The following is a 17,921-nucleotide window of genomic DNA, read 5'->3' as shown; positions in this document are numbered from 1 at the left end:
TATTTAATTGTACCTTTGTCCTTAAAGTACCGTTGCCGACTTTCGTAAGTCCCGACATTAAACAGATTGTTTGACCACCTCAACAGTTGCTCGACAATGGTTTTGTCGAGTCCTGTTAAATGCCACAGGTCTCTTTGTACTGCGTACATCTTTTTTTACCCTCCTTGATTTATTTTACTAGAATTGGTAAATATTTAACTGGCAGGATAAATCCTGCAATGCCCTTTCATCCCTGGACTTTTGTCGCAGGGTTTTCAGGGTATTTCTTATAATCTCGCTCATTTATAGCATACTAAATCAAAATTGCAAGGCCTATAGATATTTTTAAACTCTGGTATCTTTCGAGCTAAAAATATTAATGATTGCACGTTTTGATGCCTGTTTTGGGTACACTTTTATCTCGCCCAATTTCGCTCGAATCTAGAAGTCATGCTGCGAGTCAAGCCCGAGTATCTATCCAGAGGGAGAAAAAATGAAAATCTTTCATTCATGATTTTTCTTTCCTGCTTGTTCCCGAATGCCTGATAGCTGACTGTTGACAAGAAACAGAGCTGTTAATTAGAGGCAGAAGCGGCCCGGTTTGCTCTTGGCCGTTGACGGCTAGTTCGCTGTGGCAAAGGTAAAGCACGGAACAACGACTTAACAAATCTACCAGAATTCGCCGCAGTCGCTGTTGGTCGGCGGCCGTTTCGTCTTCGGTTCCCCAGGGACGCCCCAATTGCGATCGCACAAATAAGGGTGCACCAAACAAAGTCGCCGCACCGCCGCTCAGCCATAGGGGCGAACCGGCATCCAGCCAAAAGTGCCATTTGTGGGCGCGGCGGCTGCTGCGGTACTGGAAGATGTTGGCGAGGGTGACGGCTTGGGCTTCTGGGCCTTGGGAACGGACTGGAAACGGGTTGGCGGTGACGGTTCCTTGGCGCAACAACTGGATGAACCTGGCGATTGTTTCTGAGTCGCCACCGTTTGTGGGTTCTACACGCTGCATTCGGGCGTGTATTTCCCAGTAGTGGGCGGCGGTTTCTATTAACTCTCGGAGGGCTGCTAGCCGATCGAACGGCAGATATCTGTCGTTGATGAGAAATTTCTGGATCGCTCGATCGATCAGCGCAATGGGACTGGGTAACAGCCGCTCCTGTTGTTGCGATCGCTGTTGTTCGATCCACTCTACAATTTGCTCGTAGGCCAAAGCTGCTCGGTGTCCCACTCTGTCCCACCGGGGAAAGGCTGTAATTTCCAGCAGTTGAGGTCGATCGAGATCGGGACAAAAACAGTGATCGGCAATTAAACCTGCTCTCACTTGGTCGATCGATTTTAGATTTTGGATTTTAGATTTTAGATTGAAAGTGGGGTTATCTTCTGCTGTTTCCGGCAATTCCCGGTGTTTCTGGCTGCCTAAAATTACTAGCATTTCGGCTACGGCGTCTCGATCGACTAAACGGCCTAGTCCAGGATAAACCAACGCTAGCAAAGTCAGCAAAGCTCGAATCTCTGGCGTAGTCGATAGGGGACGCTGATCGTTGAGGGATTCGGCCGCGATACCATCTCGGGCGAGAATTTCCGTTAAGCTGTAACGGGCGATCGCATCCATCCCAGGAGCAACTACGGCGATTTCCTGCGCTTCCACGGCTTTTGACTTCACCGCATCCACGATAATTTCGGCGGTTTCTCGCAGCAGTTGCGCCCGAGAAGTGGTTTCGAGCGATCGAACCGAGCCTGGTAAACTCAAGCCTAAAGGATAAAAACCCTCAGAATTCACTGCCAAACTTACGGCTAAATCCCCAATCTCTGAGGATAAACCGGCTTTTGCGTCCAAATTTTCCACGCTTCCGCAGCGGCTTTCGAGTCGGGCGAGGTATTCCGTGTCAGCCCCCAAACCCAAACGCACTCCTCCATCCCGATTGTAGGAAAAGGCCCCCGCTGCGCCTGTGTCGAGCATTCGATCGAACAAATGACCGCTGATGGCCGGATAATCGTCAACATCATCGGCGATGACAGCTTGATATCTAGAAGCCAACTGCTGCTGGTAAGTGACATTTGGCAACAAATAGCGCCAGTAGAGTTCGCACACAATCCCGTAAGTCAGCAGCCCCCGCGTCAAGCACCATTCCCGCCACCTTTCGAGCAACTCTCCCATGCTAGTCCACAGGCTATTCGAGCCGTCACCAGCGGCAAATCCCTGTTGGAGAATGTGGGGAATTTCTTCTCTGGGCGTACCGCTGACAGCAGCAAGTTGTAATAAGTCTAGAGTTCGACGCACCATGCGATTTGGACTTACCCCTGTTTGTTGCAAAATCCCTTCGTCTAACTCGCGACGCCAGAGTCTGGCTGCAAGTTCCAATTCTGTTTCAGGTTGCAGCCGCAGGGGAAATTGAGCCTTCAAATCTAGCGACTGCAACAGCAGCGGCCAAAATAGCAATACTTCCTGCTCAAAAAAACCGAACGGTGTTGTGGAGTGAAAGGCATATTTTCCTTGGGTAGCTATGGCGATGCGATCGGCCAATTCCAACCGGTTGTCCCCATTAGCTGCTAAGACTAAGATTGCTGGGGCTGTTTGTCCCGCCCGCCAGCGCCCGGAACGCCCGCGGCTTGAAACGTTTGCGGGCAAAGGCTTGACTGTTTTGCTCCACAGGCAGAACTGCTCGACTAAGCGAGCGGTTTTGCCACTGCGGGCGCCTCCTACAATCCAAATAGAATCTGTGGCAGCGGTTTTTAGTTTATTTAAATTTGTTACCATAGTTACAGGTTTTCTAGGCAAATATTACAATTGCCTCGGGCAACCATTTTGTAAGGTGTGACCCTTACCGGACGTACTACTACGCCCTGTATTCCCTCAGCTTCATCGTTGGGAAATGCTTTTTTGACAATGTTAGCGCTGCCATTCACATCCGCATTGATCAGTCTGCCATCACCAGCACGAAACAAACCTCGCTTAATTCGCTTACCTTTGTACTCTGAATGCTTAACACAAGGTTCATTATCTAAAAAAGAACACTTTGAAGTGTAACTTTCTTCAATAACTTTCACAACTATTCCTACTAACTGCGCTTTGTAAGTTAGCATTTCAATAAACCTTGCATGAGGTATTGCTGCGAAATTCTGATTGTTCCGCTTTCCGAGATTTATTCCCTGTTTCCAATTCTCGTTTTTACCAATCACCAGTGTCCCGATTCGGTTAGCTGCCAGATGATTGATGATGAATCGACTAGCGTTGTGCAGGTAATTATCTACTTTTACATTCCGCTTGTGAGTTAATTGTTCAATTTTGATTGATGTTTGTCTCTCCCCCTTCAAGTCTGACTGCAACACAGCCTTTTTTTTGTGATAGTAGGCATTGATTGATTTGAGAGGTTTGCCATTTATTATCAGCGGAACAAACCCGTTTTGATTGGATGTAATTGTCGCTAAATTATTCAGACCAATATCAATTCCTGCTATTCCTTCAACACCTGATGATGAAACAGTTACAGCCTTGGGTTCATAAACTACCTCTATCGAGTAATGGTAAGTTTTTGGAACGATTCTGACTTGATTTACTTGGCTGACTTTAGTCGTTAGAAATATCTGAGTCAAAGACAGATTGATGATTCCTTTTTTGAGCCATTCTTGACTGATAGCTTGAGCGGTGTAAGTCAGGACATTTCTGCCTAATATTTTGTGTTTGTATCTGGGTATTTTGGGTCGGGCTTTGAATTTATCTGGATGTAACTTATATTCCTGGGTAGCTGCAAAAAAAGATTTCCAGCTTTCATGCAATCTCAATAATACTTGCTGAGATACTTTGGCTGGTAATGCTAGATAGTCAGTCTTTCCCTGACATATTTTCTGTATTTTGTAATAATCGAGGTATTCTCCCGAACTAATAAACTTTTGTCGGACTATATAGTTAGCGTAGTTGAAAATATTCTTAGAAAGAAAGCACAAATTATCTAGCTGCTTGTATAGCCAGTGGTTTTGATCGATAATGTGCTTTTCAACGAGCTGCATAGTTTTGCCGTATTTTTTGACTATACTATACTATACACGGCTATTAATGGCTATAAAGTCAATGAAGTTTTACCATACCGTGAGATTGCTAGGACTATCCCCAGCGCATACTTCCTGTAAAGCCGTCAAGCGAAGGACGGGGTTTCTACCCAAATTTTCGATGACTAATATCTGCTACTAACTAATGGACTCCAGCTATGAATACTTCTCTGTGGAACAGGTTTGTAAAATATCTCTACAGCGCTCACCAGTGGTATAGAGAAACGCCTGAAAGGGCACTAGAACAGGCCTATGATGCTGCGCTAGCAATTAAGGCGATCGAAGATGAGCATTTTGGCGGCCAAGGCATCTCCGAGCGATCGTCCGATTACGGACACAGCACCCTGTCTTACTTTAAATCCGAACTGCAAAAATACCTCAAGGTCATCCAAACGAGAATGGTTGAGTTTAATGCTAGCCGTTCTTTTTTGGAATTGCCCGATCGCGTGGGGGCAAAACCGCAGGCGGGTAACAGCGCCCCGCGCCACCAACAAGGATTGGGTTTAGAGAATAAAGATCGATCGTCCCTGGTATTCGAGAAGCTAGAGTTTATTGATGGAGTCATTGACAAGTATATTAATAATAGTAAATCAACGGCGATCGTCCCACTTGTCAGTTCAGTAAACGTGCAGGTGAAATCTACAAGCAGTTCTCAACTTGACGCCAATAAAGGATTAGCTAATCTCAATCAAACTCATGGGGAGGTTGATACTAGCTCTGAAGAGGTGAATTTATTACCCAGATCGCTTTTGGGAACTTTGAATCGAATCACTAAAGAGTTAGATCCCGAAGCAGAAAAAGACGTAGTTAGAAATTTCCGAAATTCTAAAGTAAAAACAGTTATTTCTCTAAGATTTATTTTGCTTTTGATTTTGGTTCCCCTGCTGACAAATCAAATTTCCAAAAACTTTGTAGTCGGGCCAGTAGTTGACCACTTTCGAGTCAAGCAAAATGCTCCCTTATTCATAAACGTTGACTTGGAAGAAGAAGCCTTAAAAGAACTGGAAACATTTGAGCAGCACCTCAAATTTGACACGTTAATTGGCATAGCGCCGCCACTTGCTCCAGAGGAAAAGGAAAAGAAGATTGCTGAAAAAGCATTTGAATTAGCGGAGGAATATCGCAAAGAAAGCGGTGGAGCCATTAAAAATATTTTTGCTGATTTGATTTCTGTGATTGCCTTTGCCGCGATTCTCATCACTAACAAGAAAGAGATTGAGGTTTTAAAATCTTTCATGGATGATGTGGTTTATGGACTCAGCGACAGTGCAAAGGCTTTTGTAATTATTTTGTTTACCGATGTGTTTGTGGGATTCCACTCGCCGCACGGTTGGGAAATAATTCTCGAAGGTTTATCGAGGCACTTGGGACTGCCAGAAAATAGGCAGTTTATCTTTCTGTTTATTGCCACGTTTCCGGTGATCTTGGATACGGTATTTAAGTATTGGATATTCCGTTATTTAAACCGGAGTTCGCCTTCGGCGGTTGCTACTTACAAGAATATGAACGAGTAATCTGCTCATATCTAATTTTTTTGTTAAATAACCCTTATTAGGTTCGTAGTGAGGACTTCAGTCCTCAAAAAATATCAGGACTGAAGTCCTCACTACAAACCTATTATTCCGTTTGTAGTGAGGACTTCAGTCCTCAAAAAATATAATCCGCTAATTCCAACGCTTCTTGCGTTGTCGCTGGTTCGCCACCGCCTCCACCAGTCCCAATCCGAGAAAATTACTCAGCAGCGACGCATTCCCGTAACTAAGGAAAGGTAGCGGAATTCCTGTAACCGGGGCTAAGCCGATGTTCATCCCAATATTTACGAATACCTGAAAAATTAACATTGACAGTACGCCGATCGCCAGCAAGGAACCAAAATTGTCGTTTGCAGTTTGTGCGATCGTCACCAAGCGGAAACAAATGATCCAGAACACCAACAGCACTGCAATGCAGCCAATAAAGCCCAATTCTTCGCCGATCGCAGAAAAGATAAAGTCCGTATGCTGTTCGGGAATAAAGTTAAGCTGAGTTTGGGTTCCGTGAAACAAACCTCTGCCTTTGAGTTCCCCGGCCCCGATCGCAATCCGAGATTGAATCAAGTGATATCCGCTGCCTAAAGGGTCTTTCTCGGGGTTCAAAAACCCTGTCAGGCGCATTTTTTGATAATCCTTCAGCACGCCCCAAAATACGTGTCCGACGTGTCCCGACACCACATTCACCAACACAGCACCGAAAGTCCCCAGCCAAGGCCAAGGTAGGCTTCGCCAAGCAATAATACCCGCCACGACTACCCAGGCTACCCAAATCGGTGTGGACACGTTATTGAGGAGAACTGAGAAGAGAGGAGAGAACAACAATATTAACCATCCGGGATTGACATTTCCCCAGTAAAACATCCCCATTGTGATCGCGCCAAACACCAGCGAAGTACCTAAATTTGGTTCAGCAAAGATCAATCCCCAGGGCACAGCCATAATCGCCAGCATTCTCAACATATCGCGCACCGTAGGGACAGTCTTCTCGTGCAGGAGGGCTGCTAAGGTGATAATCATCCCTACTTTGGCAAATTCTGAGGGTTGCAGGTAGAAGCCGCCGATATTGATCCACCGCTGGGCACCGAGCCCTGTAGTACCAATAAACCGCACTGCAATCAGGGACAAATTAATGAATATGTAAATCGGCCATTTCCACTCAATCAGTATTTGGTAGCGACAGCGGGAAATGATGATGGCGAGGAACAAACCGACTCCGCCAGTTACCCAGTGCCGCCACCAGTCGATCGAGCCCTGGTTGATTTCGACGCTGCGGATCATGATTCCGCCGAAGATGGTGAGGCTGATGCAAGCGGCAAACAGCCAAGGATCTGCTTCTTCCCAGGGTTTGAAGATCGATGTCCAGCGGTTTCTGACTTGTATTCTTTGGAACATGAGGATTTTAGATTTTAGATTTTAGATTTTAGATTATCGAGCCGATTTTCGGAAGTTGTGGATATATAGCAGTTGACAGTTGACAGTTGACAGTTGACAGTTGACAGCAATCAAACCGTTTATGCTGTGGGTTCTCGTCTCCATTCATGGAAGTCATTTATGCCCTCACGCCATGTGGCGGTTGCTATATTTTGGATGCTGAGCCTGCACTGTAACTTTAGAAGATTTGGTGTCAGTACGTCACTTTATTCGGCGAGTTGTACGGAGGTTCCGGGCAGTCTGCAACTGGCCGAGGTGCGCAGTGTGCACAAATCTGTAGGGTGCGCAGTGTGCACAAATCTTGTAGGGTGCGCAGTGCGCACCTTACGCGGATTTAGCTCGCTCCGCAAGTCCTAGAATCGGTCAAGTCGGCTCGTAAAGGTACTCAAAACCGTTACCGTCGGGGTCTCTGCCGTAAAAAGACGCTGTACCGTCGCGGTGTTCGTGAATCTGGGTGACGGAAACACCTTCAGTTTTGAGTTGTTCGTAGGCGGATTCCATTTCGGTGCGATCGTCAAATACAAACCCAAAATGCGGCCCTGCTTGGTCGTAAGTCGGACTCAACAGCGCCAGTCCATCATCTCCTGCTTTTAAATAAGCCCAGTCTGCATCTTTCCAAACTAACTCCATTCCCAATTTGCTGTAGAACTCAGCAGCTTTCTCTATGTCTTGCACGCAGACGGCTACGTGTCCCAATCGTTTTAGTTTCATGTCTAGAAATTTTATTGTTGTGCTTTACTTTATTGTATCTTTTTTCCTTTGTTTCTCAGTTAATTAGGGATTTTTTCGGGATTTTTGGTAGCGGCAAACTGTACTTTTTCTACTTGTTTGCTGGCGTCCATTTCGCTGAACAGTTGAATGGCGCGATCGAAGTTTTCTTGGGCTTTCTCGATGTTGCCGAGTTTTTGTTCTGTCAGTGCGAGCTGATAGCAAGCTTCGGCTCGGTCTAATTTAGCGCTGGGCAGATCGAGTATTTCTATTGCTTCTGCATGGTGCTGCATGGCTTGGTCAAATTCTCCTCGTTCTCGGTACAGGGCAGCTATACCGCTAAGAGCTTTGGCTTTGACGGTGCTGTAAAGGTTTTCGTCGGCCTGGGCGATCGCCTGACTGTACAAGCTCAAAGCTTTTTCTGGATCTCCGAGGTTTTTATAGGTGGTGGCTAGAAACACTAACTTGTATCCCGTACCCACTAACTGGCTCTCTTCGCGATCGGCATATAGTTTGTCGGCGAGTTCCTTGGCAGCTTTTTTGACTCCCACACAGGAGTTGAGAAAAGCTAACCCGACCTCGATCGAATAACTGTTAATCCCGATAATCCCGATTTCCTCCCGCGAATTTTTCATTTTGACAAATATCTCCAGAGCTGGTTCTAATTCCAGCATTTCTATTTTGCAAAACCCTATATTGATTGCAGCGTTAAGTTTCCAAAATTCTAGATTAGCTTTTTGGCCGTTTTCCGGTTCGCTATTTTTTGCTATATTTTGCAGACATTTAGTGGCTTTTCTTTCGGATATTTGGTGACATTCTATGGCTTGATTGATGTCGCCCAATATTCTGTAAGAAACGCCTAAAATACTGTAAAGACCGCTCAAATAATAGTCAGAAGTCACATTGTTGACGATGCGAGTAGTTGCTGAAATTATTGGCTGCAAGAAACCTAGTTTATAGAGCGCTCGTCCGAGTTTGTAATCTTTGGCAAACTGGATATTGATTTTTTTGAGGATGACGCTAGCGGCCTGCTCGAAACAGCTAATTGCCACGTAATGATAGTAAGCTTCAAAAGCTTTCAGCGCATCTTCTACGGTTTCAATAATCTCGACGCTATCCGTCCAAAACTCGGCTGCTTTGCGGTTGGCGGTGTCCCAGTCTGCGGGCGAAAGCCGATCGACTGCTTCTTCCCGAATTGCTGGATGCACCCAGTATTCGCCTTTTTGGGACTCGACTAGCGATCGGTGCAACAGCGATTTAATGATTTGTCTGCGTCCGGCTTCGGGCACGTCCCACAGCAGGCACAAAAGTGCATCACTAGGGACTGTCGGCACGTCTTGATAGCGGTAACAGCCCAAGCGGCAAAGGAGTTGATAGGCTTCGGGATCGAGTTCTTGCAGGCGGTTGAATTGACTGGTAACTAAATTTTTTAAGTCGGTTTCCACCAGCGGATCGTCGCTGTTTTCCAGCCAGTAGGCTGCCATATCTCCGTCAAAATCTTCTCGGATTGTCCCCCAAAGAATGCCCATGGCTTTGGCATTACCGCCGTAAACTTTGTGCATTTCCTGGAGTGCGACAGGATCTATTTTGATGTTGCGATCGCCAAAATACTGCTGCCAAGTTTCCACGTCCAATCCCGGAAGCAGGTAGTGTTCGACGGTTACGTCAGAATCGCAAAGTCGATCGCGACTGGTAATCAGCGTTACCGACTGCACCGCGGCATCAGCCAAAACTCGCAAGAGTTCGACGTACAGCCGGTGGGGTTCAATAAACTTACCTTGTCCGTCGAGGGCGGCTTCCAAATTGTCAATCAATACGCCGACTTTGAGAGTCTGAAGTTGCCGCTTCAGCCGCCCGAGGGTGACACCAAAGTCTGGCCCTGGTTCTTCTTGGAAGTCTTGCTTGAGCCATTCTTCGATCGCACTCTCTAAGGCTGTGAGGTTTTCTGTCTCTTTTGCCATCAGCAGTTCAATTACGCGATCGAACCCTTGAGATTTCAGGTACTGTCTGGCTAAAGTCGTTTTGCCCATACCGCCGGCACTTTGGATCACAATCACTTTAGCGCCTTGGGCGACCAGAGTATTCAGATCCTCGATCGCCTCAAACCTGCCCAAAAAGTTCGGATTTTCGATTTCCAAGTCCGAATCTAGCCCCAGGGACGATCGGGGCGGAACAATTTGCCCCGACTGCGGTTCTAGTTTCGAGTAGCTGCGCCAATATCGATCTATTACCGCTTGCAGGTTATCTCTTTTAACTTTTTCACCTTCTCCAAACAAAGCTGAAAGGCGCTTCCACAAATTAGAGGCAGCATCCTTAACAGTCCCTACTCCATATCCTTCACTCTCTGCAACCTGTTGGTACGTCCTGCCTTGCACCCCCATCCATGCTTCGCGAAAGATCGCGCTGTCAAGGTTGTCGAGAGTTTTCAGGTTTCGAGCCACAAGTAACGAGTTAGTAAAATCCAGTGCTTGATCCGCTTCCATTGAGTCACCAGGTTTAGCGTTACCTATTATCAAACAACTCTAACAGACTTTTTCCGACTCGCTTACGGGCTCAAACAGCCGACTTATAAGGACTTTTGCCGACTGACACAGCCATGGTTGACCTGCGAGACTGTTGAGTGTGGAGGGGAAGTTGACCGACAAGCTTCTGACATCCGCACCAATCAAGTCGAACTTACATTCAGGAGCCAGCAGCTATGTCTATTAACACTGATGAAAAGGCGATCGTCGATGAAGCAATTCGCCCTCAAGAATGCGGCCGGGTGCGCTTTCAAAGCACTTGGTGGCCTGCAAAATGCGATCGAGACATAACTTTTCACCCCGGGGATGTGGTTCGAGTTGTGGGAATTGACAACATTACCCTGATTGTCACAGCCTAGCTTTGACAGTTGACAGTTGACAGTTGACAGTTGACAGCAAGAGGGCGACCTCTACCTGGAAATTGGTAACGAGTCGAGCAATCAGTTTTTCGCATCTCAAACTTCAGCCAAACTTATAATCAGGAGCCAGCAATCATGACTTTTGACAATTCCGAAAAAGCGATCGTCGATGAAGCAATTCGCCCTCAAGAGTCCGGCCGCGTGCGCTTCCAAAACAGTTGGTGGCCTGCAAAATGCGAGCAAGAGATGACTTTTCAACCGGGTGACGTGGTTCGCGTCATCGGAATTGACAACATTACTCTGATTGTGGCAGCCTAGCTGCCGATCGAGCCAGTGAATCGAGTCCTACAAGTTTTTACCTCTCAAGAATCCGACGAATCTGCACTCAGGAGTCCTAAAGTTATGAGTCTCAACCATTTGAAAAAAGCCGTCGTAGAAGAAGAAATCCGTCCAGGCGAGTCCGGTCGCGTCCGATTCCAGAGCACTTGGTGGCCTGCGAAGTGCGACGATCTACAAATAACTTTGAAACCCGGTGCTGTGGTTCGTGTCCTGGCACTTGAGAACGTGACTCTGATCGTTGAAGCGTAGTTGGGAATTAAGGATTTACCGAGTCTGGTTATAAGTTTATCGCCTTTGAAGGTTACGAAAAATTGGAAATTGGGAGCCAAAAATATGACTGTTAGCTATTTGGAAAAAGCGATCGTAGATGAAGAAATTCGACCCAATCAGCCCGGTCGCGTCAGCTTCCAAAACAGTTGGTGGCCTGCGAAGTGCGACGATCTACAAATAACTTTGAAACCCGGTGCTGTGGTTCGAGTCCTGAGACTTGAAAACATTACTCTAATAGTTGAAGCTTAGTTCGGGAAAACTCTGAGGTGGGGAGTAGTCAGTTGATTTTAGATTTTAGATTTTAGATTTTAGATTTACACTCTCATTAAATCTGAGAGTTTGAAAGTCAGTCTAAAATCAGGGATCTGCCAGACTCAAGTTGAGGATTTGTATCGGTTTGTAGAAGGCAGAATTTAACTTCCCGCTTGCAATTGTTGGGATAAGAAATCTGACCATTTAATCAAACTTAAAAAGCGCGAGCTTTTCGCATCCAAAAGTCAAACATAACCTATCTTCAGGAGCCATCCACCATGTCTACTAACTATGTCGAAGAAGCAAGCTTTATTGAAGAAGAAGGAATCTTAGCCTTCGCTGATGAGGAAAAAGTGGGCAGTGTTAATCAAGCAAAATCAGCCGTCTCCGGTGCGGAAAAGTCCAGCACCGATGTAGCAGAAGAGACGGCGGTCGGTGAGGAAAAACCCGCTGTCGGCGATGCAGAAACAGTCCATACTCATCTAGCGCCAAAAGATATCGCCCCAGACCAAAAAGCGATCGTCGAAGAAGAAATTCGTCCGGGAGAATCTGGTCGCGTCCGTTTCCAAAGCAGTTGGTGGCCTGCAACATCTGACCAAGAAATTACTTTTAAACCCGGAGAAGCGGTTCGAGTCATCGCCATTGACAATGTGACTCTGATTGTTGAAGGGTAATTGCAAAGCATCTTCCGATTTTAGATTTTGGATTTTAGATTTTAGATTGGAGGATTTGGGGATTGGGAGATTGATGAATGGTTTATTAATTGGTAAATACCTCGGAAACTGTTCGCCTTCAAAACAATTCCAACCAATTTTTAGGAGTAGCAATCATGTTTTTTGACTATTTTGAAGAAGCAATCGTTGCAGAAGAAATTCGACCGGGTGAATGCGGCCGCGTCCGCTTTCAATGTAGTTGGTGGCCCGCTAAGTGCGATAAAGGCATAACTTTTAAACCCGGGGAACTGGTTTATGTGGTAGGAATTGACAAGATTACTTTATTGGTGGAGGGTATAGCTTGAAATGCGGGAATTTGCGATCGCGCTGCCGCCTAGGCGGATCTCTCTTCAAATCTCTTCAAAAGCGCGATCGAACTTTTGACCCGTATTCTCTTCCATCTTCTAGCGTTGAACCTCAACAACAGGTATATGTCGGCACTATTGCCGGCATTTTTTTGCAGAGTTGACAATGCCGATCTTATGCAGTCCAAGACGCAACTGTCACATTAAATAAAGGTACGTTGTTGCGCTTGGGCGCTCTTTGATATATAAAGAGCGCCCAAGCGCAGCTACGTACTTATTTTTTGCAGAGTTGACAAGGGCGATCGATCTTATGGCATCAGCCATAAATTGTGGTAATCTGACATCAATCCACTTTCATGCTCGATCGAGCTTTCATCCAGCTATGCGGATCGGTAAAAATTTACAAAAGTTTCTGCTGTTCACAATAGCATTGTTTTTTGCAGCATCGCTACTGATTAACGTTACTAAATTCCACAATTATTTTGGCATCAACCGCGCCGATACTCAAGAGAAAGTGGTGGCGCTTACCTACGACGACGGCCCCTATCCTCCCTATACAAATCAACTTTTAGATATCTTAGACCGCTATCGAGTTAAAGCAACTTTTTATGAAATCGGCCGCAATATAGAGAAACATCCCGAAATCGTCAAAATGATTGTGGCGAGGGGCGATGAGTTGGCAAACCATTCCTACTCTCATAAGGATATGATGTTTAAACCCCGGGAATATTTGCTGTCTGAGATTGAAAAAACGGACAAACTTTTGCAGGAATTGGGCGTTAAGCAAAATAGTATTAGTTTTCGGCCACCTTGGGGACGGAGATTTGTAGTTTTATCTTATTTACTTGCCCAAATGCACAAAAAACTGATTATGTGGGATGTGGATTCTCAAGATTATGAGAAAACTCACACGGTAGAGGATATCGCAAATCAGGTGATTAACAATGTGCGATCGGGTTCGATTGTGGTGATGCACGACGGCGGAGGCGATCGCTCGAAAACCGTATTAGCAACTGAGATAATTGTCAAGTCTTTGCAGTCAAAAGGTTATCAATTTAAAACTGTTTCTGAGTTGTTGAAATAATTAGACCTCTTGCAAAATAATTTTATGCTATAATGAAGGGTTTGGCTTAAGTGGAGCAGATTGCAGGTTAGATCAGCACTTTACAATTATGAGTTAGCTCTCAGGTCTAAAACTCAAAACCTTTAATTGTAACTCCGTGATTTTTTTTGCAAGAGGTCTATTATCAACATTTCGGATCAATCAGGGAGACAAACATCCGGCGCACACAAACTGTGAAAATCCAAAGTTGTGACCTCCAAAGTATCCAACTCAATTCGCCGAATCACGTGATTGTTCGTATCAGCAACAAACAAATGAGACCCGATAGCGCTCAAGCCTGAAGGTTCAAAAAATCGAGCTTTGAGACCTTTAGCATCTACCAAACCAGCTTTACCATCTCCAATCATCGTCATGCAAGTACCGCCCCGGTGGTCGATTCGCTTAATTTTGTGATTGTAAGTATCAGCAACCCAGAGGTAATTTTGAGCGTATTCAACACCCAAACAGTGCTGCAACCTCACCTCCTCACCGCGACCATCTTTATCCCCAAAACCAAACAATTCACCGCTACCGCAGACAGTGCGTACCTTCGGGTCTTCATCGATACCGACGGCGCGGATCGAACTAATTTCGCTGTCAGCGACAAACAACTCCGATCGATCCGTAGACAGGCCGCTGGGCTGAGAAAAAGCAGATTCCGCCAGACTACCGTCAACACAGGATTCTCGACCAATACCTGCGTAAGTGGCGATCGTACCAGTATCTAACTGCATCTCCCAAATTTGGTGCGAACCCGCCATGGCGATAAAAAGTCGATCGCCAACTCTTTCTAAATCCCAAGGCGAATTCAATGGCGTCTCTAAAGCCTTGCCGCTGCGGGGAGCAATTTCGTGACTTTGTTCGCCAGTACCAGCAACAGTTTGCACCCTTTGAGTCGTAAAGTCGATCGTTCTGATAGCGTGATTTTCCGTATCAGCAACATAGAGAATTTGAGTTTCTGCATCAAAAGCCATACCTTGAGGTGCAAAAAACTCAGCTTCTTCAAAGTTGCCATCAGTCAAACCCGGTTTCCCAGTACCAATGACGTGCAGTATCTCACCCTCGGTACTGCTGACAACAATTCGATTGTGTCCCGAATCGGCAATAAACAAGCAAGAACCGACCAAGTTTTGGATAACTGAATTAGCAGGCCCGGGCAGTACAGTTTCATCTACAGATTGACTGTCCTCAGTCATTTCGCCCAACAGCGCCTCATGTTGGTGAAGCTGTTTTGCCTCCGTTGGCGCGATCGCAAATGCCAGCACTTTACCAGGAAAAGCCAGCGGTGTTGACACAGGTTTGCGCTGTTTTTCTAAACTGAAGCGAAGTTCTTGAAAGGCGATCGCATTTTTATCTTTGTATTCAGCAATTAACTTGCCAACTAACTGATCTAGTGCTTCTCTATTGCCTTCGCCCGAAACAAAGCCGACGACATAACTTTCTGGATCGATCACCATTAAAGTCGGCCAAGCGCGAACCGCGTAGCTTTGCCAAACTTTCATACCGCTGTCTACGATTACGGGATGTTCGATATCGTAGCGGAGGATAGCTTGGCGGATGTTTTCTACATCTTTTTCGTTTTCAAATTTAGCCGAGTGAACCCCGATTATCGTCAGGGAATCTTTATATTTTTGTTCCAGATATTTTAAGTCTGGGAGGACGTGCAAGCAGTTGATACAGCAGTAAGTCCAGAAGTCGAGGATGACGACGCGCCCTTTTAAGGATGCAATGGATAAAGGTTTTTCGGTGTTCAACCAGGGGTACTTTACGGGGAATTCTGGTGCTCTGACGCGAGGCATGGATATCTCCTTGGTGCGGGCTGAGTAAGTTTTACACTTCTTTAATTTAGCGAGAAGTTTGGGAGGATGGGGAAAAGCTGGTTAAATCTGGGCTTTTCGGCATAGGCAAGATGGCTGTGGCATAGGAGGGGGGAGAGTTCAGTGTTCATATTGCAGCATTGAATACTTTAGTCTGTAGAACTTTGGTATTCAAAACCTTACTATCTTTCTCTATGCAACCTAGCCAACTAGACCAAACTTTAGGACTAGAAATACAACGTCGTCGCATAGAGAAACGTTGGTCACAGGAATATCTGGCAGAAGTCACAGGTCTGCACAGAACCTATATCAGCCAGCTTGAGCGAGGGCTGAAAAGTCCATCTGTGAGGGTTCTTAGTCACATTACAAATGCTCTGGACATAACAATGGGTGAATTTTTACGAGCCGTAGAGGAACTCTTGAGTGCTGACAGAAAACGAAATTGAAAGATTGAGGCAAGCCATTATTACTACCATTGCATCTCCAGTTATCGGCTCGATAGAGGATTATACTTGGGAAGCAATTTTTCATTATGTCAAGGATATTCCTTTATCAGATCCAGCATTAGGACGTAGCAAACTCCTCTATGATGCTGTTGACACCACGACTGCAACTGGTTGGTCACTCAAGTCTCTTCAACTGAATAGTCTTACGGTTGTCAATACATTTTGGTTTGTCATTCAGAGAGCAGATGTTATCAAAAAGGCTACCCAACTTGGTTTTCCTGGTTTGACTGAACAATCCTCACCTGCTGAACTAGGAGCAGCTATTGTTCAGCATTGGAACGAGAAAATTATATCGAGTCAGGCAGCACAGAGCATTATCAATAGCTATGAAGGCATATTGCTGAAAACCATTAGAGGATATGAATATATTTACTGTGAATTCTCTCTTAATCCACTTGACCCAAATGCTTTTTCTTGGGCTTGGACAGTTGATAGAGTTACTGGAAAATCAGGAGCAGGGCTACAAGGCAGTATTGCAGGTAAGCCAGAGTTAGTTTGGTACAAGAATCAAAAGCAACTTTTCAGAGCTAGAACCATCTCTCCAGAAGCCGTTCACATCAGGGTTGAGCGAACTCGTCTTACACTTGATCGATATGTGCAGACTGTGCTCTCAGCTTTGCAAGATCAACTCAGTACACAGTCTTTTGACGGTGAACTTCGAGAATAGATGCAGCTATTACTTTGCCTAGAAGTGGGGGTACTGATTCTCCAATTTGAGAAGCCATATCAGTGTACGTTCCCAGAAAGTGAAAGTTATCTGGGTAAGAGTGCAATCTTGCAGCTTCACGGATTGTAATTGTCCGATTTTGGGTTGGATGAAAAAACCTGCCAGATCCTGGATGGAAAACCCACCTTGTGATAGTTCTTGCTGGTTTATCCCAGTAAAGCCTTCCATATGCACCGCTATAGTGCTTTTTAGGGGCTAATTCAGGTGGCAAGTCTCTAGCATCTTGCCCTTCACTAAGAAGACGCGCTCTTGACATTTGAATGGGACTCAAAGCACGAGCAACGTGATTGAAAAGTTTCGTACTTCCATTACGTATCATTGCTTGGTACGCAGTTTGGGGTGGCAAAGGATAAACTTCAGCATTATATTCCTCTCCTGCATTCAATGACGGCAAATCTCCAATCGCATCTCTAACTGTGACGACTGAAGAAATGTTTGATTTTAGGAGACTCAGTTGGTAACAAGATTTCGTAGCTCTGTAATCGCTTCTAATCTCGCCAGCGTGTGTAGGTTCAGGAAATTGAAGTGGTTTATCTAAACTAGCCACGAAAAAAGCCCTTGATCTGGTCTGCGGTACTCCATAATGCGCGGAGTTTAGCGATCCATAAGTTACTTTATAACCTTGCAATTCAAGTTGTTGTATAATTTCATTCTTAACTACACCACCGTAAGCTTTCAAGATTTCAGGTACGTTCTCCATAACAACGTAAATGGGTCTAAATTCTTGTACGAATTCTAAAAATGTCCGATATAACTGATTGCGAGAGTCGCTAAGATATCGATAGTCAGCAGGAATATTTCTTGAAAATCCTTGGCATGGGGGGCCACCTATCAACACTGTTAGTTCCTCCCTCTGCAAACCCAAACATAATCGCAAATCCAAAGGATTGACCTCGCGTATATCCTGATGAACAATTTTGGTGTTTGGGTAATTGTGCTTATAGGTCGCTAGGGCTTTAGCATCCACCTCGATCGCACATAAAGATTCAAAACCAGCTAGGTGAAATCCTGTAGTCAAGCCACCCGCACCAGAAAATAAGTCAATAGTCTTATATGTCATACTCGAATACTATAGTATTAGGACTTGCTTGTCAACCAACTTCAGCAATTGGCGTCTCTTGCTTCTCCTAAATTTTATGCTTGCTTTTCCCTGCAATTATTTTCCCAAATAACCCATACACCATAAAGATTTGAAAGAGGCAGCTATAGCCTTTCTCAAAAAGATGAGGTACTCATGGGGATAGGCCTCCGTGGGTTCCGTGGCCTCCGTGGCCTCCGTGGGCATACCTCACTTTTTTGATAACCGCTATAT

17 protein-coding genes are annotated in these 17,921 nt (G+C 45.4%); 10 read left to right on the top strand and 7 right to left on the bottom strand.

Annotation, left to right across the window (positions count from 1 at the left end):
* Positions 1 to 487: 487 nt before the first annotated feature.
* Complete coding sequence (locus JGK11_RS15530) at positions 488 to 2,737, bottom strand: recombinase family protein (protein WP_293212227.1); 2,250 nt, start codon at positions 2,735 to 2,737, stop codon at positions 488 to 490.
* 2 nt (positions 2,738 to 2,739) lie between these two features.
* Positions 2,740 to 3,987, bottom strand: coding sequence for a transposase (locus JGK11_RS15525; RefSeq protein ID WP_293176855.1), 1,248 nt, complete (start codon positions 3,985 to 3,987; stop codon positions 2,740 to 2,742).
* Between the two features lie 197 nt (positions 3,988 to 4,184).
* On the opposite strand from JGK11_RS15525, the gene JGK11_RS15520 reads away from it, so the two are divergent.
* The gene (locus JGK11_RS15520) at positions 4,185 to 5,540 is read left to right on the top strand and encodes a proton extrusion protein PcxA (protein WP_293176853.1); all 1,356 of its coding nucleotides are present in this window, start codon (positions 4,185 to 4,187) and stop codon (positions 5,538 to 5,540) included.
* A 150-nt stretch (positions 5,541 to 5,690) separates the two neighbouring features.
* On the opposite strand, the gene rodA is transcribed toward JGK11_RS15520, so the two are convergent.
* From rodA to JGK11_RS15505, 3 genes are all read right to left on the bottom strand, one after another.
* Entirely contained in the window at positions 5,691 to 6,950 is a 1,260-nt protein-coding gene (rodA, locus tag JGK11_RS15515) for a rod shape-determining protein RodA (protein WP_293176851.1), read from the bottom strand.
* 402 nt (positions 6,951 to 7,352) lie between these two features.
* The gene (locus JGK11_RS15510) at positions 7,353 to 7,700 is read right to left on the bottom strand and encodes a VOC family protein (protein ID WP_293176849.1); all 348 of its coding nucleotides are present in this window, start codon (positions 7,698 to 7,700) and stop codon (positions 7,353 to 7,355) included.
* A 59-nt stretch (positions 7,701 to 7,759) separates the two neighbouring features.
* Entirely contained in the window at positions 7,760 to 10,180 is a 2,421-nt protein-coding gene (locus JGK11_RS15505) for a tetratricopeptide repeat protein (protein ID WP_293176847.1), read from the bottom strand.
* Between the two features lie 215 nt (positions 10,181 to 10,395).
* Here JGK11_RS15505 and JGK11_RS15500 point away from each other — a divergent pair, with 215 nt between their 5' ends.
* From JGK11_RS15500 to JGK11_RS15470, 7 genes are all read left to right on the top strand, one after another.
* The gene (locus JGK11_RS15500; protein ID WP_293176845.1) at positions 10,396 to 10,578 is read left to right on the top strand and encodes an NfeD family protein; all 183 of its coding nucleotides are present in this window, start codon (positions 10,396 to 10,398) and stop codon (positions 10,576 to 10,578) included.
* Positions 10,579 to 10,713: 135 nt separating this feature from the next.
* Positions 10,714 to 10,896 (top strand): NfeD family protein, encoded by a 183-nt coding sequence (locus tag JGK11_RS15495; RefSeq protein WP_293144766.1) that lies wholly within the window; start codon positions 10,714 to 10,716, stop codon positions 10,894 to 10,896.
* A gap of 15 nt (positions 10,897 to 10,911) precedes the next feature.
* On the top strand, positions 10,912 to 11,166 hold the full coding sequence (locus JGK11_RS15490; RefSeq protein WP_293190054.1) for an NfeD family protein: 255 nt from the start codon (positions 10,912 to 10,914) through the stop codon (positions 11,164 to 11,166).
* 84 nt (positions 11,167 to 11,250) lie between these two features.
* Entirely contained in the window at positions 11,251 to 11,436 is a 186-nt protein-coding gene (locus tag JGK11_RS15485; RefSeq protein ID WP_293176841.1) for an NfeD family protein, read from the top strand.
* A 281-nt stretch (positions 11,437 to 11,717) separates the two neighbouring features.
* Positions 11,718 to 12,113, top strand: a complete 396-nt coding sequence (locus tag JGK11_RS15480; RefSeq protein WP_293190056.1) for an NfeD family protein — start codon at positions 11,718 to 11,720, stop codon at positions 12,111 to 12,113.
* Positions 12,114 to 12,268: 155 nt separating this feature from the next.
* Positions 12,269 to 12,457: an NfeD family protein gene (locus JGK11_RS15475; protein ID WP_293176837.1), complete on the top strand. Its 189-nt coding sequence runs from the start codon at positions 12,269 to 12,271 to the stop codon at positions 12,455 to 12,457.
* Positions 12,458 to 12,767: 310 nt separating this feature from the next.
* Positions 12,768 to 13,541 (top strand): polysaccharide deacetylase family protein, encoded by a 774-nt coding sequence (locus tag JGK11_RS15470; RefSeq protein WP_293212225.1) that lies wholly within the window; start codon positions 12,768 to 12,770, stop codon positions 13,539 to 13,541.
* 176 nt (positions 13,542 to 13,717) lie between these two features.
* On the opposite strand, the gene JGK11_RS15465 is transcribed toward JGK11_RS15470, so the two are convergent.
* Positions 13,718 to 15,358: a thioredoxin-like domain-containing protein gene (locus tag JGK11_RS15465; protein ID WP_293176805.1), complete on the bottom strand. Its 1,641-nt coding sequence runs from the start codon at positions 15,356 to 15,358 to the stop codon at positions 13,718 to 13,720.
* 212 nt (positions 15,359 to 15,570) lie between these two features.
* On the opposite strand from JGK11_RS15465, the gene JGK11_RS15460 reads away from it, so the two are divergent.
* Together JGK11_RS15460 and JGK11_RS15455 are read left to right on the top strand one after the other, a co-directional pair.
* On the top strand, positions 15,571 to 15,822 hold the full coding sequence (locus tag JGK11_RS15460; protein ID WP_293176859.1) for a helix-turn-helix transcriptional regulator: 252 nt from the start codon (positions 15,571 to 15,573) through the stop codon (positions 15,820 to 15,822).
* Complete coding sequence (locus JGK11_RS15455; RefSeq protein WP_293196641.1) at positions 15,800 to 16,549, top strand: hypothetical protein; 750 nt, start codon at positions 15,800 to 15,802, stop codon at positions 16,547 to 16,549. The genes JGK11_RS15460 and JGK11_RS15455 overlap by 23 nt, the downstream gene beginning before the upstream one ends.
* On the opposite strand, the gene JGK11_RS15450 is transcribed toward JGK11_RS15455, so the two are convergent.
* Positions 16,512 to 17,669 carry a DNA cytosine methyltransferase gene (locus JGK11_RS15450; RefSeq protein ID WP_293176801.1) on the bottom strand — a complete coding sequence of 386 codons (1,158 nt, stop codon included), beginning with the start codon at positions 17,667 to 17,669 and terminating at the stop codon, positions 16,512 to 16,514. The genes JGK11_RS15455 and JGK11_RS15450 overlap by 38 nt on opposite strands.
* Positions 17,670 to 17,921: the final 252 nt, after the last annotated feature.

The sequence above is a fragment of the Microcoleus sp. PH2017_34_RAT_O_A genome (assembly GCF_020737885.1).
In the GTDB taxonomy this organism is placed as follows: Bacteria; Cyanobacteriota; Cyanobacteriia; order Cyanobacteriales; family Microcoleaceae; genus Microcoleus.
This window is presented reverse-complemented; position numbering and strand designations above follow the sequence as displayed.